Here is a 22,597-nt window from a genome sequence, read left to right on the forward strand (position 1 = left end):
CAACGACCGCTGCCGACCGCAGGGGGCATCATGCAGGCTACCGTCGGAGACCGGCTCCACGTTCACGGCAATGTCGTGGGACAGCCGGACAAGCAGGGCGAGATCATCGAGGTCCGCGGGCCGGATGGCGCGCCTCCGTACGTCGTACGTTTCGAGGACGGCCACGAGACACTGTGCTACCCGGGGCCTGACGCCGTCATCGAGCCTCAGTGACCCTGGCTCGATGACGCGACCACTTTTCGAGCGTCCGAAAACGCCCGGCCGCGGCGTTCGCGAGAGTGGGTTTCCGTGCCCGGGCGCGCGTTCGGGGCCGGTGATCGGGTAAACACGGATCATGAACAGCACCGTGGTTCAGGTGACCACCGGTTCCCGCGAGATCGTGCACGACATCACAGGCGAATGCGAACGATTCGCCGCGGACGCGGGAGGTGACGGGCTGCTGCACGTCTTCGTGCCGCACGCCACCGCCGGGCTGGCGATCATCGAGCTCGGCGCCGGCAGCGACGACGATCTGCTGGCCGCGCTGCGCGACCTGCTGCCGGCCGACGACCGCTGGCGCCACGCCCATGGTTCGCGCGGGCACGGGCGTTCGCACGTCATGCCCGCCCTGATCCCCCCGTACGCCACGATCCCCGTGCTGAACGGCAGGCTCGCCCTCGGCACCTGGCAGTCGGTGGCGCTCGTCGACCTCAATATCGACAATCCGGAACGTCAGGTCCGATTGTCCTTCCTTGCGGGATGAACGTGGGTTGTTACGCTCTGCGTGTGTCCTGTTACGAGGATCGCCGTATTCGGGCCAATGAGCCCACCAAAAGCCGGGAAGACACTTGCGCGAGTGCCCATCACTTGTGTGGACTGTCCCGCAAACACCGACGGGTTGTGATCGAGGCTCCCACTGGGGCCGACACCGCGACACCGGATTTTCGATCATGGGAGGACTTTCGTGAGCGCGACCGCGGGTCAGGCGCAGTCTGAGCGCAGCCTGGCCGAACGGCTCGGCATCAAGCCGGGCTTGGTGGTGCAGGAGATCGGCTACGACGACGACGTCGACGAGGAGCTCCGCGACTCCGTCGAGGCCGCGATGGGCGCCGAACTGGCCGACGAGGAATACGAGGACGTCGTCGACGTCGTGCTGCTCTGGTGGAGAGAGGACGACGGGGACCTGTTCGACGAGCTCACCAACGCGTTGGTGCCGCTCGACGACGCCGGTCGCATCTGGCTCCTCACGCCGAAGGCGGGTCGCGAGGGACACGTCGAGCCGAGCGACATCGACGAGGCCGCCACGTCCGCCGGACTGAGCCAGACCAAGAGCATCAGCGCCGCCAAGGAGTGGTCGGGCACGCTGCTGGTCGCGCCCAAGGTCCGCAAGTAGCGGCGGCCGCCGCGACCACCCGGGCGCCGCCCGTCCCGAGGGCGGCCCGCCGCCGGTGCCCCCGCGCGCGTCGCGCCCCCGCCGGGTGATGGCAGACTGGGCCGAGGCGGACCCGGTCCGCCGCTGCGCGCTCGGTCGCGCACGCGTTCCTCACGGCCGTGGGGGACGGACGTTCCCCCCGCCGGCGCGCGGGGATGATCCGCGGGAGAGGCATTGGCGGTCGAGGTAGGCGACGCTGCACCGGACTTCGAGCTGAAGGACCAGCACGGCACCCCGGTGAAGCTGTCGGACTTCCGTGGGAAGAAGAAGGTCGTCCTGGTCTTCTACCCACTGGCCTTCAGCGGTGTGTGCACGGGAGAGCTGTGCACCATCCGAGACGAGCTTCCGACGCTCGGCGAGGAGGACGACGTCCAGGTCCTCGCCGTGTCCGTCGACTCGGTGTGGGCCCTGCGCACCTGGGCCGACCAGGAGAAGTACCAGTTCCCGCTGCTGTCGGACTTCTGGCCGCACGGCGGCGTGGCACAGTCGTACGGCGTCTTCGACGACGCCAAGGGCATCGCGGTTCGCGGTACCTTCATCATCGACACCGAGGGCGTCGTGCGCTGGAAGGTCGTGCATTCCCCGGCCGAGGCGCGCGACTTCGGCGCGTACCGCGAGGCGCTCGCCGAGATCTACTTTCCCGGGCCGGGTCCGCCCGCGACATGGGCGGGTCCGGTCCCCGCACCGCTGGAGGTGTGATGCCCTGCTTCATGTGCGGGGCGCGGCAGACCGACCCCGCCCGTGGCGCCAGCCCCTGGCGGCGTGGGGTCCGGGCGGATCGGCAGGTGCTGGTCTGCCCCCGCTGCCAGACCGAGCACGACTGGACGGCCGGCCTCGACCGCTGCGCCGCCTGCGGTTCGGCCTCGCTCGTCTGCCGGCTCGGCGAGGTGGAGTGCCGCGACTGCGGCCACACCCGCGAGGCCGTACGCGACCAGGACGGCCCGGCCGATGACCGGGACCTCGTGCGCTCCGGCGCCCAGTCCCGCGACTCCGGCCTGTCGGAGGAGGTCGCCGCGGCACTGAGCCGGGTGCTCAGGCGCGGCCCCACCCCGGACTGACCACGTCCGGCCGGGATCCGCGCCTGACCTCGGCTTATGAGGCTTGACGACACCCTTACGGCCTGCGACTCTGCGTCGAACATCTGTAAGCCGAGACGGAGAAGCCGCCGATGCCGTTGTTGTTCATGCGCCTGGTCCACCGGATCGGCACCCGGGCATGGCGTGCGCCTGCGCTCGTGCTGCTCGGTGCCGCGGTGCTCGGCTGGGTGCTCATCGCGGTGTTCGAGGAGCCCGGCGCCAAGATCAAGCAACCGCTGAACTACGTCTGGTACTTCTTCGTCAGCGGTACCACGGTCGGCTACGGCGATCTCTTCCCCACCACGGCCGGCGGGAGGCTGGGCGGCGTCATCGTCGTCATCTCCGGGCTCACCGCGGGTCTGATGTTGTTCGCGGAGCTGACGCTCTGGATGGCGAAGGGCAGGACATTGAAGGCCAACGGCCAGGCGCGGCTGCACCACAAGGGGCACATCGTCATCATCGGGTACGAGCGGAACGGGCTGCGCGCCATCATCCAGCAGCTGCGCGCCGACTCCGAGTTCGTCAAGACCCCGGTGGTCACCGTCTTCTGGGAGGACCAGCTCAGCGGGGAGAACCCCGATCCCGGACTGTACGACGTCATCGCCTACGACGAGACCGCGTTCCGGCGGGCCTGCCTGGAGGACGCGCGGACCGTCCTGGTGGCGGGGCGGACGGACGACGAGACGGTACGGGTGATGCTCGGCGTGAGCGCCTACCTCCTTGACCACGACCGGCCACAGATTCACAAGCTGGCCGGGGTGCACGACGGCGGCAGCCGGGCCGAGATCGAGCGGGCGCTCGGCCTCATCGGCGGCGACATCGAGCCGGTGGACATCGACGACCCGGCCGTGGTGGCGGTCGCGATCCGCAACCCGGGAATCGCGGGGATCTACCACAATCTGGCCAGCACGCTCGACGCCGACTCGTCGCTGTTCCGCGTGGACATCCCCGAGGGCGTGGGGGAGTGGCCACGTCTGGACATCGCGATCTTCCTGCTGCGGCGGGGCAGCACGCTGCTGGCCGTCGGCGAGTCGCATCGCCCGAACGCGCGGTTCCGGCTCACCCCGCGCCCGGACGAGGTCGTCAAGGGCGGGCAGTCGCTCGCCATCGTGGCCCCCGACCGTCCAGAGATCCCCTGGCACGAGCTGGCCCTGGCCGAAGCCAAGGCCTAGGGCCCGTGGCCTCGGCCACCGCGCGAGCGCGTTACCTGGCCGGTGGAGCGATGCCGAAGGCGAGCTTCGCCGGGCAGATCGCGAAGCGATGTCGCGCTCGCCCGATCCCGGTTAGGTGCGAGCCGCTAGGCGAGCGCCGTGGGCCGGGATCCTGAAACAGGACCAGGAGGACACCCACGCTCCCAATTGGGGTGTCCTCCTGGCAGCCGCGGTATCGCGCGGCCCGAAAGGGGTGTTCCGGGGCCTCCCCGCACGATCCGCGGAGTCTCGATCTCAGGCGGCCTGGCGGTGGTCGGCGTCCAGCAGGTGGTAGAGCAGGAGCAACTGGGTGATCGCCAGCGGGTCGCTCATGCCTCCCTCACCGAAGCGGCCGAGCGCCTCCTGGTCGAGGGCGCCGTTCCCGGCCCGCGGGCCGAGGCGTTCCCAGATCGCCTTCTTGACGACCTGCGACTCCTCCGGTGACACGTATCCGTGAACGTGCAGGGCGTCCACCGGGCGCCCGTCGGTGTCGCGGTGCAGGCGCAGGTGCATCGCCGTCTCGCCGCCGGCGGGCGCGGCCTCGTCGATGACCGGACCGAGCTCCGGATGGTCGATCGTCGGCCGCAGCAGCAGTTCGGCGGACAGGGGCGTGTCCGGCGGGTCGTGCCGCGCGGCGACGGGCGCGAAGCGCACCACGATGTCGGCCCAGCGCCGCTGCGGCCGGATGTAGGCCGCGCTCTCCTGCTCGCGCCGTTCGAGCTCGGCCATCACCTGCTCGGTGGTGTAGCCGCGCTTCTGGCAATCGCGCTGGACCTTCCAGCCGTGCCGGAGCGGCTCGGGCGGGTCGAGGTAGACGGTGATGTCGAAACAGGCCCGGGCGAGCCGGGTGTGCAGCGGCAGCAGGCCTTCGACGATCACGAAGTCCCGTGGTTCGACCAGTTCCGGCCGCACGAGCTCACCGGTGGCGTGGTCGTACACCGGCTTGAGGATCGGTTCGCCCATCGACAGCAGTTGCAGGTGCTGCTCCATGATGTCGATGTGGTTGCAGTCGGGATGCAGCGCCGTGAACGGTTTCCCGGCGCGTTCCCCGCGGTCGTAGCGGTGATAGTCGTCCACGCAGACCGCGGTCATCCGGTCCGCCCCCAGACACCGTACGAGCCCCCTGGTCAGGGTCGTCTTGCCCGCTGCGCTGTCCCCGGCGATGGCGAGCATGACGGGGCGGCGGCCCGATCCGCGCGCCCGGAGCATATGCACGATCCGATGGGGCACTCTGGCTCCTCCGTCCGGCGGCATTCAGTTGTCCGTACGGACGGTAGGCCCGGTACGCGGAGTGCTCTTCCCCCGAGTGGGGGAGACCTCGGGGGAGATGGGGGTGAAACGTCCGTCCGGGGTCGCGAAGGTAGGGCTACTGGTGAGTAGCTTCGGTTGTTATCGTGCCGGGATGGGCGCTCCCGTACGCGTCGTCCTCGTCGACGACCACGAGATGATCCTTGCCGGGCTGCAGGCCATGCTGGCGGGATTCACCGGGCGCGTACGCGTCGTCGGCCAGGCCGGAAGCTCGGCCGAGGCGACGCGGCTCGTCACCACGCTGCGTCCTGACGTCGTGCTGCTGGACGTACGGCTCGGCCCGGAGAGCGGGCTCGACCTCTGCCGGGCGCTGTGCCGCCAGGTGCCGGAGGCACGCGTGGTGTTCCTGTCGGTGTACGACGACGAGCAGTACGTCTTCGAGGCCCTCCGCGCCGGCGCGGGCGGCTATCTCCTCAAACGGGTCGACGGTCCCGAACTCGTCCGGCGCCTGGAGGAGGTCACCCAGGGTGAGACGGTCGTCGACCCGACGCTGGCGGGCCGGATGGCGGTCACCGCGGCACGACTGACACGCGGCGAGTTCTGGCCGGGCGCCCAGCGCGGCCTCACCCAGCGAGAGAGCGAGGTCCTGTCGCTGCTGGTCGGCGGGCTCTCCAACAAGGCGATCGCCGCGCGGCTGGTCCTCAGCGAGGAGACGGTCAAGAGCCACCTGCGGGCCCTGTACCGCAAGCTCGAAGTGACCGACCGGTCCGCGGCCATCGCCGTGGCCCTCCGCGAAGGCCTCTTTCGATGACCGCGGCACTGAGCCCGCTCGAACTGCTGGCCGGGCGCGGGCAGGACCTGCTGATCCGCGTCGTGACGGTGGCGTGCTCGGACCGGGCACTGCCGGAGATGGCCGAGGAGCTGGCCGGGCTCGTGGTCCGGTCGGCCAAGGCGCTGACGTTCTGCGACGTGTACGTCCTGGACGAGGACGAGCGCGCCCTCGAATGGTCGGGGCCCGCCGTACCGCTGGGCGAGGGCGACGCGGGCTGGGTCGCCGCGCACGGCCGTCCCCGCGCCCACGCCGACGGCCGCGGCCTCGCCGTGCCCGTGCGCAGTGGCAACGCGACCATCGCCGTGGTCGACGTCCGCGCGGCCGGGCCCGTACTGCCCGAGGACGCCACGCTGGTGGCGGCGCTGGCCGAGCTGTTCGCCCCGGTGCTCTGCTCCTGCCGCAGGCTGCGGACCGCGCAGGAACGCGAGCACGCGGCCGAACGGTTCGCCGAACGGGCCGTCGAGGCCCAGGAGGCCGAACGTTCACGCCTGAGCCGGGAGATCCATGACGGCATCGCGCAGCGCCTGGCCGGGCTCGGCTTCCATCTTTCGGCGGCGCAACGGGCGCTGCCCGACCATCATCCCGAGGCCGCCGCCCAGATCGCGGCGGCCCGCGAACTGTGCGACCTGGCCGCCGCCGAGTCGCGTGCGGCCATCGGCGGTCTCCGGCCGCCCGTACTGGACGATCTCGGGCTCTCGGCGGCGCTGGCCACCCTCGCACGCGAGGCCGACGTGCCCGGGTCGTCCCTCGACATCACGGTCACCGTCGAGGGCGAGCTGGAGGCCGCGCTGCCCGACCACGTGCAGACGGCGCTCTACCGGATCGCCCAGGAGGCGGTCGGCAACTGCCTGCGGCACGCGTCGGCGTCGTGCGTGGACCTGGTGCTGGAGCACGACCGGGACCGGGTGCGGCTGCGCGTGATCGACGACGGCAGCGGCTTCTCGATCCACGACGTCTTCGCGCCCGGCCGCCGCCCGGACTCCTACGGGTTGCGGGGCATGGCCGAACGCGCCGAGCTGCTCGGCGGCAGGGTCTCGGTGACCAGCCGCCCGGGCGTCGGCACGACGGTCGAGGCCGTCATCCCGCGTCCTCGGACACCACGCGGAAGGTGACGCCCGCCCGGTCGAGCCGGGTGATCAGCGCGTCGCCCATCGCGGTCGCGGTCGTGACCTGGCCGGCCGTCTCCGGGAGGTCGTCGAACGCCAGGCACAGCGCCGACTCGGCGAGCATCTTGGCGGTCTCCCCGTACCCCGGGTCGCCGCCCTTGACCTCGGTGACGACGCGCTTGCCGCCGCCCTCGCCGACGAACGTCACGCTGAACCAGTGCTTGGCCCGCTGCTCGGCCGACGGCCCCTCGCCCGGCGTGCGCATGCGGAGCAGGAGCGAACGGGTGGGCGGGAGCTGCGCCAGCGCCACGGCGGCGCCGGCGCCGAGGGCCATCCCGACCGCGATCGGCAGGCGCTTGACCGCGATGTAGTGGCCGTAGGAGAAGTCGGGCCCGTAGCGTTCGTCCGCGGCGGCCGAACGCGTCACGATCTGCGCGTCGATGGCCGGGAACGGCAGCGTCCAGCGGGCCCGCGCCCGGGGCGTGGGCCGCCGCGAGATCCGTACCTTCCGGCCCTCGGGTCCCGGCCCCTCCAGCCGGCGGCGGTCGCGTTCGGCGCGGGCCATCCCGCGCAGGTCGGCGAAGATGCCGATCGCCGAGTGCCACGTCCCGCCCGAGGCGTCGGCGCTGGCCCGCACGAATCCCTCGACGCGCAGCGGCACACCCTCGGGAAGCCGCCTGACCGTGAAGTGGACGCCCAGGTCGTGCGGGATGGAGTCGAAGCCCGCCGCGTGCACGATCCGGGCGCCGCTGCGGACCGCCTCGGCGTGGTGGCGCACGTACATGCGGTCGACGAACGTCGGCTCGCCGGTCAGGTCCAGGTAGTCGGTGCCCGACCGGGCACACGCGGCGACCAGCGGCTCGCCGTACCTGACGTACGGGCCGACGGTGGTGATGACGACGCGGGCGGCCCGCGCGACCGCCTCGATGGACGGGACGTCGGTGGTGTCGGCGTGCAGGAGCGGCAGCTCCTTGCAGGCGGGGTTGATCGCCGCCAGCCGGTCGCGTACCGCGGCCAGCTTGGCCTGGTTGCGCCCGGCGAGGGCCCAGCGGGTCGCCGGTGGAGCGTGCTCGGCCAGATACTCGGCGGTCAGCCCGCCGGTGAAGCCTGTCGCGCCGAACAGAACGATGTCGTACGGACGTTCACCGGCCATTTGCCACGCCTCCACATCACGGATTCCGAACTCGATTCTGTCCCTGTGCCCGGCCTGCCGTCGACCAGACCGCCGATCCGATAACAGTGACGTGCCTCACCGGACGGCGGGTCCGGGCGCGGGTTCGGATGCGGCACGGGTTTGGGCGGCGGCGAGTGCGGCAGCGGGTGAGGCGGCGGCGGGGGTGGCGGCGGGGGTGGCGGCGCGCCAGCCCGGGGCGTCCAGCAGATGCGCCACGAAGAGCCGGGTGGTCGCGGTGGGCGTGGGCGCGGTGGTCGCGTGCCACGGCCGGTCGAGCGGCGTGTCGGGCGCGTCGATGATGGCGAGCCGCCCGGCGGCGAGCTCGTCGTTGATCGCGTCGCGCGAGACGAGCGCGGCACCGAGCCCCGCCGCCGCGCCCGCGATGACCGCGCCGTTCGAGCCGAGCATGAGCTGCGGCGGCTCACCGGCGTGCTCGGCCAGGTAGGCCTCGGCCGTGGCACGCGTACCGGAGCCCGGCTCGCGCATGACCCACGGCGTCGTGTCGAGCGAGAACGTCGCCGCGAGGGCGGGCGCGGCCACGATCACCAGGTCGTTCGGCCGGGTCGCCAGCACCCGCGAGGGCACCCCCGCGGGCGGGCGGCCGCCCAGCACGAGATCGGCGTCATGGTCGGCGAGCCGCCGCCACAGCCGGCGGCTCGGGCCGACCTCCAGGGTCAGCTCGACGTCCGGCCAGCGGTCGCGGAACCCCGCGAGGAGCTCGGGCAGGATCTGGTCGGCGGCGGTGGTGACGGCGGCGAGCCGCAGCGTGCCGCGCGCCGGATCGGCCTCGCCGCGCGCCGCCGCCCGGCCCTGTTCGAGGAGCCCGAGCACCTGGCGCGCGTAGCCCGCGTACACGGTGCCCGCCGGGGTCAGCGCCACCCCGCGCCCGACCCGCTGGACGAGGGGAACGCCCAGGTCACGCGCCAGTGCCGTGATCGCCGACGACACCGCCGACTCGGTCACGTACAGCCGCTGCGCCGCCGCCCGGACCGACCCGGTCTCCGCCAGCGCCAGGAACGACCGCAGTCTGGATTCAGTCATCGCTCAAGCCTTACCGCAAAACACTTGATGGACATGGCAAGTATCGCCGGGGCACGCTCGAAACGTCCACGGACACACCTGGACGACGTGCGGCGGGCCGTCCCGTTCCCCTGGGGTGTCGCCCTTCGGGGCGGTCCGCCGCGCCGCCGGACGACAGGAGCGGAGCAGGCGATGAGCGCGGGCAGATGGTCGGCGGGCGTGATCCCGTACGCGGAGATGGGTTACTGGCGGCCGGACTACGAGCCGAAGGACAGCGACATCCTCGCCGCCTTCCGGATCACGCCGCAGCCGGGCGTGCCGCCGGAGGAGGCCGGCGCGGCCGTGGCGGGCGAGTCGTCCACCGCCACCTGGACGGTGGTGTGGACCGACCGGCTGACCTCGTACGAGAACTACCAGGCCAAGTGCTACCGGGTGGAGCCCGTGCCCGGGAAGGAAGGCGAGTTCATCGCCTACATCGCCTACGACCTCGATCTCTTCGAGGAGGGGTCGATCGCGAACCTGACCTCGTCCATCATCGGGAACGTCTTCGGGTTCAAGGCGCTGAAGGCCCTGCGCCTGGAGGACATGCGCATCTCCTCGCACTACGTGAAGACGTTCCAGGGGCCGGCGCACGGCATCGTCATGGAACGCGAGTACCTCAACAAGTACGGCCGGCCGCTGCTCGGCGCGACGGTGAAGCCCAAGCTGGGGTTGTCGGCGCGCAACTACGGCCGGGTCGTGTACGAGGCGCTGCGCGGCGGGCTCGACTTCACCAAGGACGACGAGAACATCAACTCCCAGCCGTTCATGCGCTGGCGTGACCGCTTCCTGTTCTGCATGGAGGGGGTGGCCAAGGCGCAGGCGGCCACCGGCGAGATCAAGGGCCACTACCTCAACGTCACCGCCGGGACGATGGAGGACATGTACGAGCGGGCCGAGTTCGCCAAGGAGCTCGGCAGCGTCATCGTCATGATCGACCTGACCGTCGGCTACACCGCGATCCAGTCGATGTCCAGGTGGGCGCGGGCCAACGGGATGCTGCTGCACCTGCACCGCGCCGGGCACTCCACGTACACCCGCCAGAAGACCCACGGCGTCAGCTTCCGCGTCATCGCCAAGTGGATGCGGCTCGCCGGGGTCGACCACATCCACGCGGGCACGGTCGTCGGCAAGCTGGAGGGCGACCCCAACAGCGTGGCCGGCTTCTACGACACGCTGCGCCTGGACAAGATCGCGGCCGATCCGGTCAAGGGGCTGTACTTCGACCAGGAATGGGCGTCCATGCCCGGCTGCATGCCGGTGGCCTCGGGCGGCATCCACGCGGGGCAGATGCACCAGCTCCTGCACTACCTGGGCGAGGACGTGATCCTGCAGTTCGGCGGCGGGACGATCGGCCACCCGATGGGCATCGCCGCCGGCGCCGCCGCCAACCGCGTCGCCCTGGAGGCGATGATCAAGGCGCGCAACGAGGGCCGCGACTTCCTGGCCGAGGGCACCGACATCCTGCGCGCCGCCGCCAAGAAGAGCCGCGAGCTGGACGTCGCCCTGTCCACCTGGGGCGACATCACCTTCACCTACGAGTCCACCGACACCCCCGACGTCGTCGAGACACCTGTGAGCATCTGATGAGAATCACCCAGGGAACCTTCTCGTACCTGCCGGATCTGACCGACGACGAGATCTCCGCGCAGATCGCGTACGCGCTGGAGAACGCCTGGCCCTGCTCGGTCGAGTTCACCGACGACCCGCACCCGCGCAACTCGTACTGGGAGATGTGGGGCCTGCCGATGTTCGACATGACCGACCCCGCCGGGGTCCTGTACGAGATCAACGAGTGCCGCCGCGCCTACCCCGGCCACTATGTCCGGTTGACCGCCTACGACGCCCGCTACGGCCGGCAGACCACGGCCCTGTCGTTCCTCGTCCAGCGGCCGCCGGAGGAGCCGGGCTTCCGGCTGGACCGCGAGGAGACCAGCGACCGCCGCGTCCGCGTCCGCATCCATCCGTACGCACTCGACCGCCCCCAAGGCGAGCGTTACGCCTAGCGAGGGGGGTGAACGACTGCGGGGCCCGGGCCTCGCAGTCGTTCGTGAGCAGTCGTTAGCAGTCGTTCTTAGGCAATCGCTCCTAGGAGGAATTTCGATGAACGAGCGACCCGGGTTCGGCATGCGGCCAGCTGGGAACGGTTCAGACGAATCGTCCAAGGACGGTTCCCCGGCGTCCCCTTCCGCTGAGGCCGACGCCGGGGAACCCCTTCGGGCGGACGCGCTCGTCGACCTGGCCCGGGAACGCAAGGACTCGCAGGCCGACGAGGTCCTGGACGCGCTCGACGACGACCTCGTCGGCCTGCTTCCCGTCAAGACGCGGATCAGGGAGATCGCCGCGCTGCTGCTCATCGACCGCCTGCGTTCGCGTTTCGGCATCGCCTCCGGCCGGCCCAACCTGCACATGTGCTTCACCGGCAGCCCCGGCACCGGCAAGACGACGGTCGCGGTGCGCCTGGCCGAGCTGCTGCACCGCCTCGGCTACATCCGGCGCGGCCATCTGGTCTCGGTGACCCGGGACGACCTGGTGGGGCAGTACGTGGGCCACACGGCGCCCAAGACCAAGGAGGTCCTCAAGAGGGCGATGGGAGGCGTGCTCTTCATCGACGAGGCGTACTACCTCTACCGCGCCGAGAACGAACGCGACTACGGCCAGGAGGCCATCGAGATCCTCCTCCAGGTGATGGAGAACCAGCGTGACGACCTGGTCGTCGTCCTCGCCGGCTACAAGGACCGCATGGATTCGTTCTTCGCGTCCAATCCCGGTATGAGCTCCCGCATCGCGCACCACATCGACTTCCCCGACTACTCGGCCGGCGAGCTGGAGGCGATCGGCCGGCTGATGATCGAGCGCGAGGGCTACGCCCTGGCCCCCGACGCCGTCCCGGTCTTCCGCGAGTACCTGGAACGCCGCCGCGAGCAGCCGCGTTTCGCCAACGCCCGGTCCGTCCGCAACGCGATCGAACGGGCCCGGCTCCGGCACGCCAACCGGCTCCTCGCCGGAGGCGCGTCCGTCGGCCGCCCCGAGCTGACCACGCTGCGGCCGGACGACTTCCTCGCCAGCCGGGTCTTCGGACTGCGACGGTGATCACACTCGAACGAGGGATGGTCACTCCCATGTCCTAGTGTTGAGACATCGACGTGAAGATGTGGGGGAGACGGTGCGAAACCCTGAGGACCTGTACGAACTGGACACCGATCTGCCGGAGCTCTCCGGCCCGGTGCTCCTCCACAGCCTCGACGGCTTCGTGGACGCGGGGTCCACGGGACAGCTCGTGCGTGAGCACCTGCTCGACTCTCTCGAACACCGTGTGGTCGCCCGGTTCGACGTGGACTCGCTGATCGACTACCGGGCCCGCCGGCCGATGATGACCTACGACCGGGACCACTGGGCCTCCTACGAGGCCCCCGAGCTGGTCGTCCATCTGATGGAGGACGAGGCCGGCAGCCCGTTCCTGCTGCTGACCGGCCCCGAGCCCGACCGCCTCTGGGAGGGCTTCACCGCCGCGGTGCGGTCGCTGGTGGAAAAGCTGGGCATCAGCCTGGTGGTCGGTTTCCACGGCATCCCGATGGGCGTGCCGCACACCCGCCCCGTCGGCCTGACCTCGCACGCCACCCGGCCCGAGCTGATCACCCGGTCGTCCTGGTTCGACAAGGTCCAGGTGCCGGGGAGCGCCGCCGGGCTGCTGGAGCTACGGCTGGGCGAGGCGGGCCTCGACGCCGTCGGCTTCGCCGTTCACGTGCCGCACTACCTGGCGCAGGCGGCCTACCCGGCGGCGGCCGTCGCCGCCATGGAGGCCGTCGTCAACACGACGGGGCTCGTGCTGCCCTCCGACGCCCTGCGCGAGGCCGCGGTCAAGACCGACGCCGAGATCGCCGAGCAGGTCACCGGCAACGACGAGGTCGAGAAGGTCGTCAAGGCCCTGGAGCAGCAGTACGACGCGTTCGCCGGCGCCGCCGAACGCGAGAACCTCCTCGCCGAAGACCAGGACATGCCCACCGCCGAGGAGCTCGGCGCGCAGTTCGAACGGTTCCTGGCCGAGCAGGACGGCCCCGACCAGCAGACCTGACCCTGCGTGCACGACGCCGTGTGCCTGGCGCTGCGTGTTGCCTCCGTTCCGGGGCCCGATGACAATCGGTGTACGGGACGAAGGGGAGCACCGTGGAGCCGATCCGTCTGACCCGTGCCGACCTGCCCGAGCTCTACCGGGTCGCGTCCGCGATGGCTCACACGGGACAACGCCGGGTCGTGCGGCTGACGATGGTGCTGCTGTGCTCGGGGCTCGCCTCGGGCGTCCTGGCGCTGTTCGGCGGGCGGTCCGGGCCGTCGTGGCACGCCTGGGCCGACACGATGGCCGCGGCGTTGTTCGCGACGGCCGCCGTCGGCGGGGCGCTGCTGAGCAGCGGCAAGGCGCACCGCCGCTGGTACGACGGGCGCGCGGCAGCCGAGTCGATCAAGACGCTGAGCTGGAAGTACACCATGCGCGCGGGGTCGCTGGGCGACGACTCGGCGGCCGACGCGCTGTTCTGCCTGCGGCTGACGCAGGTCCGTGCCGAGATCGAGCAGCTCGGCCGGGCCGACCGGCGGTCGCTCGCCCCCGCGGCCATGCTCACCCCGGCGATGCGGCGGCTGCGCGCCGCCCCGCTGACCGTCCGGCGGGCCGTCTACCTCGAACAACGCATTCGTGATCAGATCGAATGGTATTCGGGCAAGGCGGGGCAGGCCGAGCGCAGGGCGCGCGCCTGGCAGCTCCTGACCGCGGTGATCGGCACCGCGGGAGTCTGCGGGGCACTGGCGCGGTCACGCGGGATGGTGGAGGTCGACGCGCTCGGACTCGCGGCGGCCTTTCTGGCCTCGATCGCGGCCTGGTCGGAGCTGCGCCAGTACTGGCCCAATGCCGCCGCCTACCGGCTCACGCTGCGCGAACTGAACGTGATCGAGCAGCAGGCGGGCGAGGTCCCAGACGATCCGGGGGAGTGGCGGGCCTTCTGTGAACACGCCGAGTACGCGGTCTCCCGCGAGCACACCATGTGGCGGGTCCGCGCACACTGACGACGATGATGACAAGAACTTGACCGTCGCTTACTCTGACGCGGGAGAAAGCTCCTATCAGCCAAAGCATTATGCAGTTCTGGAACGGAGCATGAAATGCCGGTAATTCCCGAAGATCGGCAAGCAGAGCGTACGCACATCCCCGACACACGTGACCTTTCCTTCGCCTCGCTCGTCCACGACGGCCGCACCCGAGAAGTGATCCGCAGGATTGTCGGCGACGGCCCCGGCGACGGCGAGAGGTCCGTTTACCCCCTGCCCCGCGGTTTCAACTCGTACTGACCCGGCGACCGGTGTCCGGCGCGGCGCCCAGGCCCATCGGCCAGTACGTGCTCAAGGTGCACGGTCGATGCGATCTGAGTTGCGATCACTGTTACGTGTACGAGCACGCCGACCAGAGCTGGTCGGCCAAGCCGGCCCGGGTCGGTGCCGACGTCGTGGCCCGCGCGGCCGACCGCATCGCCGAGCACGCCGGCGCGCACGGGCAGCGCGGAGTGGTGCTGATCCTGCACGGAGGCGAACCCCTGCTGCTCGGCGTCGACGGCATGCGCGCGGTGCTGGACGCGCTGCGTGCCCGGCTCGATCCGGTCGTCGGCCTCGACCTGCGGGTGCACACCAACGGGATGCGCCTCGACGAGCGGTTCTGCGCGTTGTTCACCGAGTACGGCGTGAAGGTCGGCGTCTCGCTGGACGGCGACCGCGCCGCGAACGACCGCCACCGCAGATACCGGGACGGGCGCAGCAGCCACGCGGGAGTCCTGCGCGCCGTGGCGCTCCTGCGCGAGCGGCGGCACCTGTACGCGGGAATCCTGTGCACGATCGACCTCGGCAACGACCCGATCGCCGTGTACGAGGCGCTGCTCGCCGAGGATCCGCCCATGGTGGAGCTGTTGCTGCCCCACGCCACGTGGGAGGTCCCGCCGCTGCGGCCCGCCGGTGTCCCCGCTCCGTACGCGGCCTGGCTCGGAGAGATCTACAGGCGCTGGAACGCCGACGGCCGGCCCGTGCCGATCCGGCTGTTCGACTCGGTCCTCTCGGCGGCCCGCGGCGGCGCGAGCTGGACCGAGGCCGTCGGGCTTGAGCCGGTGGACCTGCTGGTCATCGACACCGACGGCCAGTGGGAGCAGGCCGACTCGCTCAAGGTCGCCTTCGACGGCGCGCCGTCGACCGGGATGACGGTCTTCTCGCACTCGGTGGACGAGGCCGCGGCGCATCCGGGCGTCGCCGCCAGGTCGAACGGGCGTGACGATCTGTGCGCCCAGTGCCGTTCCTGCGAGGTGGTCGGCATCTGCGGCGGAGGCCTGTACGCGCACCGCTACCGCGCCGGCTCCGGGTTCGACAACCCGTCGGTCTACTGCGCCGATCTCAAGGCGCTGATCCGGCAGATCGTGCCCGCCCCGCCGCGTTCCGGTGCGTCCCCGGACGAGGCCGTGCACCGGGTGCCGGCCGCGGCGCTGGACTCGCTGGGCCGCGGACCGGGCGACGACGCGGCCCTCGCCCTGCTGGCCGCGTCCCAGCTCTCCATCACCCGCGCCCTCGTCGCCGAGGTCGCCGCCGCGCAACGCGCCCGCGGGCGCGGGCGCGACGACCGGGAACTCGCCCGGGTCGCCGCCGCGGGCTGGGCCCTTCTGTGCGAGCTCGACGAGTCGCATCCGGGCGCCGTCCAGAAGGTCATGTCGCATCCGTTCGTCCGGACCTGGGCCGTGCGCCGCCTGCGGCCCGCTGCGGGCGCGCGGACGAGCCTCGACCAGGCGCATCTGGCCGGGCTGGCGGCAGCGGCGGCGATCCGGGCGGGGATCTCGGCCGAGCTGCGGCTGCCGGTCCGTGACGGCCGGCTGCACCTGCCGGCACTCGGCGCGATCGACGTCGGCGGCTCGGCCGGCTGCGCGCTGGTGCGGATCTCCCCGGATGCCGTCACCTGCGAACACGGCGGCGTCCGCCAGACCGTTCGCACGGTGAGGGCGGGCGGGCTCCGGTTTCCGGTGGACGATCTCGATCCGTTCCGGGACGCCGGGGAATGGGTGCCTTCCGGGCGGCTCAGCGGTCCGGACTGGCACGCCTGGCGCGGGACGTTCGCGGCGGCGATGCGCGTCCTGCGGGCACAACTGCCGGACTACCTCCAGGGTCTCGCGGCCGGTGTCCGCGTCGTCGTTCCGCTGGCGCGGCCGGTGCGCGAGGCGACGGCGCAGGACACCTACGGCGCGGCGCAGGACGCCTACGGTGCGGCGCAGGACGCCTACGGTGCGGTGGCGGTCGGGCCGCACCCTGACCCGCTGGTTCTCGGCGAACGCGTCGTCGGCGCGTTCCAGCGAGCCAAGTCGCAGGCGCTCTCCGAACTGCTTGAGCTGTGCGGAAACGGTGAAGTGTTGCGAGTGCCATGGTGCGCCGAGCCACAACGCGCGGACGATGTGCTGCATGACGCCTACGTCCGGCTCGCGCTCGCCGAACTCTGGCGAGCACGTGGATCACCGCGGCGGGCGCGCGACGAGCGGGACGGGCTGGCGCGGCGCGTCGACGCACTGCTGGGCTCCGGCGCGCTCACCCCGGACGGCGAACGGTTCGTACGCCAGATGGCCACGGCCGTCGACTGACCGCGGGAGTAGGAATCTGTTCCGGGCGGTGACCTCGCCGGTACGATATGCGCATCATCCGGGCGGCCGGAGGGGTACTGCGGTGCCGAGCAACGGGGAACCGGTCTTCTTCCTCAGCTACGCGCGTACGGCGGGCTCCCGGCGCGTGGTCGACTTCTTCAACGACCTCTCCACCAACATCGCGGACCTCGTCGACCCGGAGGTGGGCGCGGAGCCGGGATTCATGGACAAGTCCATTCCGGGCGGCGGCCGCTGGACCGACGAGCTGCTCCACGCGGTCGGCAGCTGCCATGTCTTCGTCGCGCTGCTCTCGATGCCCTTCCTGAACAGCACGTGGTGCGGCATGGAGTGGTACGCGTTCGCGCGGCGCCGTGTCGTCGACAAGGAGGGCGGCTCCCCGCGCCGGACCGCGATCCTTCCGGTGATCTGGGCGCCCTGGCCGGGCCACGTGCGGATACCGGCGGCGGTCAGCGAGGTGCAGCGCTTCTCGCCGGAAGGCCTCCCCGACGCCGAGATCACCACCTTGTACCGGGACGAGGGACTGCTCGGCCTGCAACGCATCCGGCCCGACGCGTACGAGTCGGTCGTCTGGCGGCTGGCGAGACGCGTCGCCGACATCGCCTACACCCATCCGGTCGAGCCCCGCGTCCTACGGCGAGAGCACCTGCGCGACATCTTCCAGGAGTCCACATGACCGGCGTCGCGACCGGCCGCGGCAGGTATTTCATGCTCAGCTACGCCCATTCGCCGCCGCTCAGCGGCCAGCGCCCGGGAGACCTCGATCGCTGGGTGGGAAGCTTCTTCCAGCGTCTCGACGCGGCGGTCGCCGAGATCGCTCCCGATGGCCACCGGCTCGACCGGGGCTTCTGCGACCAGCTCGTTCCGCTCGGATCGGACTGGAAGCAGGCCATCACCGCCGGGCTCGAAACCGCCGAGGTCTTCGTTCCCCTCTACTCGGCGGCCTATTTCTCCCGTTCTCAGAGCGGACGCGAATGGGAGTGCTTCCACCGGCGCGTCCAGCGCGCGGGGGTGGCCAATCCGATGAGCCGTTTCGTGCCCGTGTTGTGGACGCCGCTCATGGAGGAGCAACACCGGGCCTGGGCCCAGGACGCCCCCTTGTTCGAGGCCGACGTGCCTGCTTATGCCGAGAACGGGCTCAAGGCTCTCAGCAGGCTGGCCGTCTATCAGGATGCCTACCTGGCGACGCTGGAGCGTTTGGCGGCACGTATCGTCGCCATCTCCGCGAGCGGACTGATCGGCCCCTCCAGCGTGGACGACGTCGACCGGCTGGAGAGCCCGTTCCGGGCGGAGGCCGCCGCCAAGCAGTTCGTGGTCACGGTCGCGGCGCCGACCGCCGCCGCGCTTCCCGCCGGCAGGCGGCCCGACGGGTACGGCGCGGACAGCGCGCAATGGCGTGCCTTCCCCGCCGACCAGGAACTGTCGCTCGTCTCGTACGCCACGGCGGTCGCGGAGCGGCTCGACTTCGCCGTGCTGGTGACCGGAGTGGAGAAGGCCGGTGACGACCTCGCCGGCAAGCCGGGGGTCATGCTCGTCGACCCCTGGTTCGTCGCGAACGAGCGGGACGCCGGCAGGCTCGCCGAGTTCGCGCGCGGCCTGTCGCCGTGGGTGCTGCCGATCATTCTTGTCGACCCGGCCGCGGATGCGCGGAGTATCGAGTTCGCCAGGCGGGCCGAGGATATTCTCAGGGGCGCGCGTACGCCGAGCGGTGAACGTGCGGTGCGGGCATTGCGCACGATCCGTTCTTTCGAGGAGTTCGTCTCCCTCATGCCCTTTCTGATCGCCGATGCGGAGCGCGAGTATCTGCGCAAAAGCCCGCTGCGGCGTCCCATCACGAAACGACGGCCCCGGCCGAAGCTCACTCGCGGCATGCCTCCCGAGCCCGGCGGCATGCCCCCAGAGTCCGGCGGCACGCCCCCTGAGTCCGGCGGCATGCCTCCTGAGGCCCCCGCGTCCGGGAGGGAGAACGATGACGGAGCCTGAGGGCACGGTCGTGACGTTCTACTCCTACAAGGGCGGCACGGGCCGGACGATGGCGCTGGCCAACGTCGCGTGGATCCTGGCGGCGAACGGCAAGCGCGTGCTGGCGGTCGACTGGGACCTGGAGTCGCCGGGACTGCACCGGTTCTTCGAGCCGTTCATGCGCGACGACGTCTACGGGTCCGAAGGCATCATCGACATGGTCCGCACCTACGAGTACCAGGCCAAGGAATTCGGCGACTCACCGGAGCTGCTGTCAGCGAGTGCCGAGGTACGGCCGCACGCGCTGCCGATCTCCTGGGACTTCGCCGACGGCGGCAGCCTGCAACTGCTGCCGGCGGGACGCCAGAACTTCTACTACGCGGCGACGCTGGCGGCCCTCGACTGGGACAACTTCTACGAACGCCTCGGAGGCGGGCAGTTCCTCGACGAGTTGCGCGCCAACATGAAGGCCAACTACAACTATGTGCTGATCGACAGTCGTACCGGCCTCAGCGATGTCGCCGACATCTGCACGTTGCACCTGCCCGACGTCCTCGTCGACTGCTTCACGTTGAGCACGCAGGGCATCGAGGGCGCGGCCAAGGTCGCCAAGGACGTGCACACCTCCCACGAGCGCGAGATCCGCGTCCTCCCGGTGCCCATGCGCATCGACCCGGCGGAGCTGAAGCGGGCGCAGGCGGGGCTCGCCTACGCGCGGCGCAGGTTCAGCGGTCTGCCGGTGGGCTTGACGGAGCCGGAACGACGCGCGTACTGGAGCGCTGTCGAGGTCCCCTACCGGGCCTTCTACGCCTACGAGGAGACTCTGGCGGTCTTCGGTGACGCACCGGGTTCGCCCACCTCGCTGCTCGCCTCGTTCGAACGGCTCACGGCGGAGATCACCCATGGCGAGGTCACCTCGTTGCCGGTCATGGACGACGACGTGCGCGAGAAGGTCCTCAGCCGGTTCGGCTCGCGCTCGCAGGCCGGTGGCCCGCCGGTGGTCATCGAGCACGCGCCGCAGGACCAGGTGTGGGCCGACTGGATCAGACGGCTGCTGGAGAGCGCGGGTGCGCGGGTGCTCGACAGCGTGCCCACTCCGGCCGGACCGGACGAGCCGCGACCTCGCGTGCTCAGGCTCATCTCAAGTCCGTACTCGGCGCCGGCGCCGGGCGCCGAGACGGCGACCCTGCCCTACACCGCGGTCTACGTGGCCGACGCCCGGCTGGCCCCGTACTTCGCCGACGCCACGGCACACGTTCCGCTGGCCGGGGTGTCGCCGCGGGAAGCGGTGGGCGCGCTGCTGCGCGCGCTCAACCTTGATGTCGAGCCGTTGCCCGACGGCACCGGATTCCCCGGCACCGAGCCGCGCATCTTCAGGGCGCTCGCGCGCAACGCCAGGTTCACCGGTCGCGAACGGGACCTGTCCGAGCTCCGCAAGCGCCTGCGCGAAACGGGCACGGCCGTGGTGCTCCCGGTCGCCCTGCAAGGTCTTGGCGGCATGGGCAAGAGCCAGCTGGCACTGGAGTACGCGCACCGGTTCCGCTGCGACTACGACCTCGTCTGGTGGATCAACGCGGGTGAGGTCGAGCTCGTCGACGCGACCCTGAGCGATCTCGCCGACCACATCGAGAGGACCTTCGGTCTCATCGCTCCCGCCGGGGCCAACGTGACCGAGCGGGTCGGGCTGGTCCTGCGGACGCTCGCGCGGCACGAGCCGGTGGGCGACTGGCTGCTCGTCTTCGATAACGCCGTGGACGTCGAACGCATCGAGCGGTACATCCCGGCGGGGCGCGGCCACAAGCTGATCACCTCGCCCGACCGCGGCTGGGAGGGCCGGGCGGCGACGCTGGCCGTGGACCTGTTCACTCCCGAGGAGAGCGTGGCGCACCTGCGGATGCGGCTTCCCTCCATCGACGAGGACGACGCTCTGCGGGTGGCCGAGGTGGTCGGGCGGCTTCCGCTCGCCGTCGTGGCGGCGGGCGCCTGGCTCGCCGAGACGGGCGCGGTCGTGGACGACTACCTGGTCGCGCTGGAGGAGCAGGGTCCCGAGGCGTTGTCGGCCAGCCCGCTGGACGGTTACCCGGCGACGGTGGCGCGCACCTGGGACCTGTCCCTGGCCCGTCTCGCGGAACGTTCACCGGCGGCGGCCCGGATGCTGGAGATGTGCTCCGTCCTCGCCCCGGAGGTCCATCTGAAGCTGGTCAACAGCCCGGCGATGGCGGCCGTCCTCGAACCCCTCGATCCCGCCCTCGCCGAGCCGATGGTCATCGGCAAGCTGATCCAGGCGATCAACAACCTCGGGCTGTTCAAGCTCGACACCAACGCGCGGCAGGTCGAGATGCACCGCCTGGTCCAGGCCGTCGTCCGGGCGCGCCTGACACCGGAGGCCGAACAAGAGATCCGGCGCGACGTCCACCAGGTGCTGCTGGCCGAGTATCCGGGCGCCGACATCGACGACCCGCGCCACGAGGCCGAGTTCCGCATGATCTGGCCGCACCTGGACCGGTCCCAGGCGATGACCTCACCGAACGAGAAGGTTCGGGATCTGTTCATCGAAGGGGTGCGGTTCCTGTGGCAGCGCGGTGACCTGGAGGGAGGCCGGGAGCTGGCCGGCCGGGTCGAGGCGGTCTGGCAGGACATGCTGGAGAAGCGACCCGATCCCCAGTTGGCCGGCCAGCTGCTGCGGCTCCAGACCAACCTGTCCAACATCCTGCGGGACATGGCGCATTTCGAGGAGTCCCGGGCGCTGGACGAACGGGTGCTCGCCGCGCAACGCGAACTGCTCGGCCCCGAGCATCCGAAGACCCTGATGACCGCCGGCGGGCTCGCCGCGAGCCTCCGGGCGCTCGGCCGCTACCGGCGTGCCCTCGACATGGACCGCGAGACCTACGCGGCCTGGCGGCAGTACGGCGAGGACATGCCCGAGACGCTCGCGGCGGCGAACAACCTCGCGGTGTCCTATCGGATCAACGGGGACTTCACCGAGTCGCTGCGGCTGGACAGGGACACCTACGAGCGCCGGCGGGTCCGGCTCGGCCCCGTCCATCCCCGGACGCTCGACTCGGAGGCCGCCGTGGCCCGTGACCTGCTGGAGGTGGGCCTGTACGCCGACGCGGTGTCCCAGGCCCGCGGCGTACGGGAGAAGGCCGAGCACGTGCTCGGCGCCGAACACCGGATCACACTGAACGCCACCGCGTTGCTCGGGGTGGCCTACCGGGGCACCGGCGACCTGCGGACCGCGCAGCGGTATTTCGAGGAGGCCCTCGACGGCCTGACCCTGCGGTTCGGCCGCGACAGCAGCGACGCCCTGTCGGCGCGGCTCAGCAACGCCGCCAACCTGCTCGCGCTGGAACAGCTGGAGGACGGTGAACGCCAGATCAGGCAGGTGCTCGCCGTCTACCGGACAAGGCTGGGCGACACCCATCCGCACACGCTGTCCTGCCAGGTCAACCTCGCCAGCGCCCTGCGGCTGAAGGAGGAGATGCGGGCGGCGCTGGATCTCGTCTGGCCCGCGAACGAGGCGCTGGAGAAGTACCTCGGCGACGAGCATCCCTATGCCCTGGCCGCCACGATGGTGCTCGCCGTACTGCTGGCAGACATGGGCGAGGAGGACCAGGCCAGGCAGTACGAGGAGTTGTCGGCACGGCGGATGGCCAGCGCGCTCGGGCCCCGGCATCCCGATACTCTGCGCTGCCGCGCCAACCTGCTGCTGACGAGGATGGAGCTGGGCGACGCGCGCGCCGAACAGGAGCGTGCGGAGGTCATCGCCGAACTGTCGGAGCTCCTGGACGAGGGGCACCCGCACATCGCGACGCTGCGCGCCGGCCGGCGCCTGGTGCGGGCCGTGGACCCCCACCCCTTCTGACCCGGCG

At 71.1% G+C, this 22,597-nt stretch carries 20 protein-coding genes; 17 read left to right on the forward strand and 3 right to left on the reverse strand.

Features of this window, described 5'->3' with window-relative positions; translation table 11 throughout:
* Positions 1-30 precede the first annotated feature (30 nt).
* From ABD333_RS08510 to ABD333_RS08535, 6 genes are all read left to right on the forward strand, one after another.
* Positions 31-213: a DUF1918 domain-containing protein gene (locus tag ABD333_RS08510; protein WP_344539393.1), complete on the forward strand. Its 183-nt coding sequence runs from the start codon at positions 31-33 to the stop codon at positions 211-213.
* 121 nt (positions 214-334) lie between these two features.
* Complete coding sequence (locus ABD333_RS08515; RefSeq protein WP_344539395.1) at positions 335-742, forward strand: secondary thiamine-phosphate synthase enzyme YjbQ; 408 nt, start codon at positions 335-337, stop codon at positions 740-742.
* Between the two features lie 201 nt (positions 743-943).
* Complete coding sequence (locus ABD333_RS08520) at positions 944-1,372, forward strand: DUF3052 domain-containing protein (RefSeq protein ID WP_344539396.1); 429 nt, start codon at positions 944-946, stop codon at positions 1,370-1,372.
* A gap of 213 nt (positions 1,373-1,585) precedes the next feature.
* Complete coding sequence (locus tag ABD333_RS08525; protein ID WP_344539397.1) at positions 1,586-2,110, forward strand: peroxiredoxin; 525 nt, start codon at positions 1,586-1,588, stop codon at positions 2,108-2,110.
* A complete protein-coding gene (locus tag ABD333_RS08530; RefSeq protein WP_344539398.1) occupies positions 2,110-2,469 on the forward strand; it encodes a hypothetical protein in 360 nt (119 codons plus the stop codon). The genes ABD333_RS08525 and ABD333_RS08530 overlap by 1 nt, the downstream gene beginning before the upstream one ends.
* A 110-nt stretch (positions 2,470-2,579) precedes the next feature.
* Positions 2,580-3,659: a potassium channel family protein gene (locus tag ABD333_RS08535; protein WP_344539399.1), complete on the forward strand. Its 1,080-nt coding sequence runs from the start codon at positions 2,580-2,582 to the stop codon at positions 3,657-3,659.
* A gap of 273 nt (positions 3,660-3,932) precedes the next feature.
* Here ABD333_RS08535 and ABD333_RS08540 read toward each other — a convergent pair whose 3' ends face one another.
* Positions 3,933-4,907, reverse strand: a complete 975-nt coding sequence (locus ABD333_RS08540) for a phosphoribulokinase (RefSeq protein WP_344539400.1) — start codon at positions 4,905-4,907, stop codon at positions 3,933-3,935.
* Positions 4,908-5,079: 172 nt separating this feature from the next.
* On the opposite strand from ABD333_RS08540, the gene ABD333_RS08545 reads away from it, so the two are divergent.
* Both ABD333_RS08545 and ABD333_RS08550 read left to right on the forward strand, forming a co-directional pair.
* On the forward strand, positions 5,080-5,736 hold the full coding sequence (locus tag ABD333_RS08545) for a response regulator (protein ID WP_344539402.1): 657 nt from the start codon (positions 5,080-5,082) through the stop codon (positions 5,734-5,736).
* Positions 5,733-6,869, forward strand: a complete 1,137-nt coding sequence (locus ABD333_RS08550; RefSeq protein WP_344539403.1) for a GAF domain-containing sensor histidine kinase — start codon at positions 5,733-5,735, stop codon at positions 6,867-6,869. Before ABD333_RS08545 ends, ABD333_RS08550 begins: the two co-directional genes overlap by 4 nt.
* Here the strand turns inward: ABD333_RS08550 and ABD333_RS08555 are convergent.
* Both ABD333_RS08555 and ABD333_RS08560 read right to left on the reverse strand, forming a co-directional pair.
* Entirely contained in the window at positions 6,835-8,016 is a 1,182-nt protein-coding gene (locus ABD333_RS08555) for a saccharopine dehydrogenase family protein (RefSeq protein WP_344539404.1), read from the reverse strand. The genes ABD333_RS08550 and ABD333_RS08555 overlap by 35 nt on opposite strands.
* A gap of 96 nt (positions 8,017-8,112) precedes the next feature.
* A complete protein-coding gene (locus tag ABD333_RS08560) occupies positions 8,113-9,078 on the reverse strand; it encodes a LysR family transcriptional regulator (protein WP_344539406.1) in 966 nt (321 codons plus the stop codon).
* A gap of 171 nt (positions 9,079-9,249) precedes the next feature.
* On the opposite strand from ABD333_RS08560, the gene ABD333_RS08565 reads away from it, so the two are divergent.
* The 9 genes from ABD333_RS08565 to fxsT all read left to right on the forward strand — a co-directional run bounded on the left by ABD333_RS08565 (position 9,250) and on the right by fxsT (position 22,590).
* Complete coding sequence (locus tag ABD333_RS08565; RefSeq protein WP_344539408.1) at positions 9,250-10,683, forward strand: form I ribulose bisphosphate carboxylase large subunit; 1,434 nt, start codon at positions 9,250-9,252, stop codon at positions 10,681-10,683.
* Positions 10,683-11,102, forward strand: coding sequence for a ribulose bisphosphate carboxylase small subunit (locus tag ABD333_RS08570; protein WP_344539410.1), 420 nt, complete (start codon positions 10,683-10,685; stop codon positions 11,100-11,102). The genes ABD333_RS08565 and ABD333_RS08570 overlap by 1 nt, the downstream gene beginning before the upstream one ends.
* 97 nt (positions 11,103-11,199) lie before the next feature.
* On the forward strand, positions 11,200-12,189 hold the full coding sequence (gene cbbX, locus ABD333_RS08575; protein ID WP_344539412.1) for a CbbX protein: 990 nt from the start codon (positions 11,200-11,202) through the stop codon (positions 12,187-12,189).
* Between the two features lie 73 nt (positions 12,190-12,262).
* The gene (locus tag ABD333_RS08580; RefSeq protein ID WP_344539414.1) at positions 12,263-13,171 is read left to right on the forward strand and encodes a proteasome assembly chaperone family protein; all 909 of its coding nucleotides are present in this window, start codon (positions 12,263-12,265) and stop codon (positions 13,169-13,171) included.
* Positions 13,172-13,263: 92 nt separating this feature from the next.
* Positions 13,264-14,154, forward strand: coding sequence for a DUF4231 domain-containing protein (locus tag ABD333_RS08585; protein ID WP_344539415.1), 891 nt, complete (start codon positions 13,264-13,266; stop codon positions 14,152-14,154).
* Between the two features lie 329 nt (positions 14,155-14,483).
* Positions 14,484-16,745: an FxsB family cyclophane-forming radical SAM/SPASM peptide maturase gene (locus tag ABD333_RS08590; RefSeq protein WP_344540448.1), complete on the forward strand. Its 2,262-nt coding sequence runs from the start codon at positions 14,484-14,486 to the stop codon at positions 16,743-16,745.
* Between the two features lie 82 nt (positions 16,746-16,827).
* Complete coding sequence (locus ABD333_RS08595; protein WP_344539416.1) at positions 16,828-17,439, forward strand: TIR-like protein FxsC; 612 nt, start codon at positions 16,828-16,830, stop codon at positions 17,437-17,439.
* A complete protein-coding gene (locus ABD333_RS08600) occupies positions 17,436-18,746 on the forward strand; it encodes a TIR-like protein FxsC (protein ID WP_344539418.1) in 1,311 nt (436 codons plus the stop codon). The genes ABD333_RS08595 and ABD333_RS08600 overlap by 4 nt, the downstream gene beginning before the upstream one ends.
* Positions 18,733-22,590, forward strand: coding sequence for an FxSxx-COOH system tetratricopeptide repeat protein (gene fxsT / locus ABD333_RS08605; RefSeq protein ID WP_344539420.1), 3,858 nt, complete (start codon positions 18,733-18,735; stop codon positions 22,588-22,590). The genes ABD333_RS08600 and fxsT overlap by 14 nt, the downstream gene beginning before the upstream one ends.
* Positions 22,591-22,597: the final 7 nt, after the last annotated feature.

Source organism: Actinomadura fulvescens (genome assembly GCF_039533225.1).
In the GTDB taxonomy this organism is placed as follows: domain Bacteria; phylum Actinomycetota; class Actinomycetes; order Streptosporangiales; family Streptosporangiaceae; genus Spirillospora; species Spirillospora fulvescens.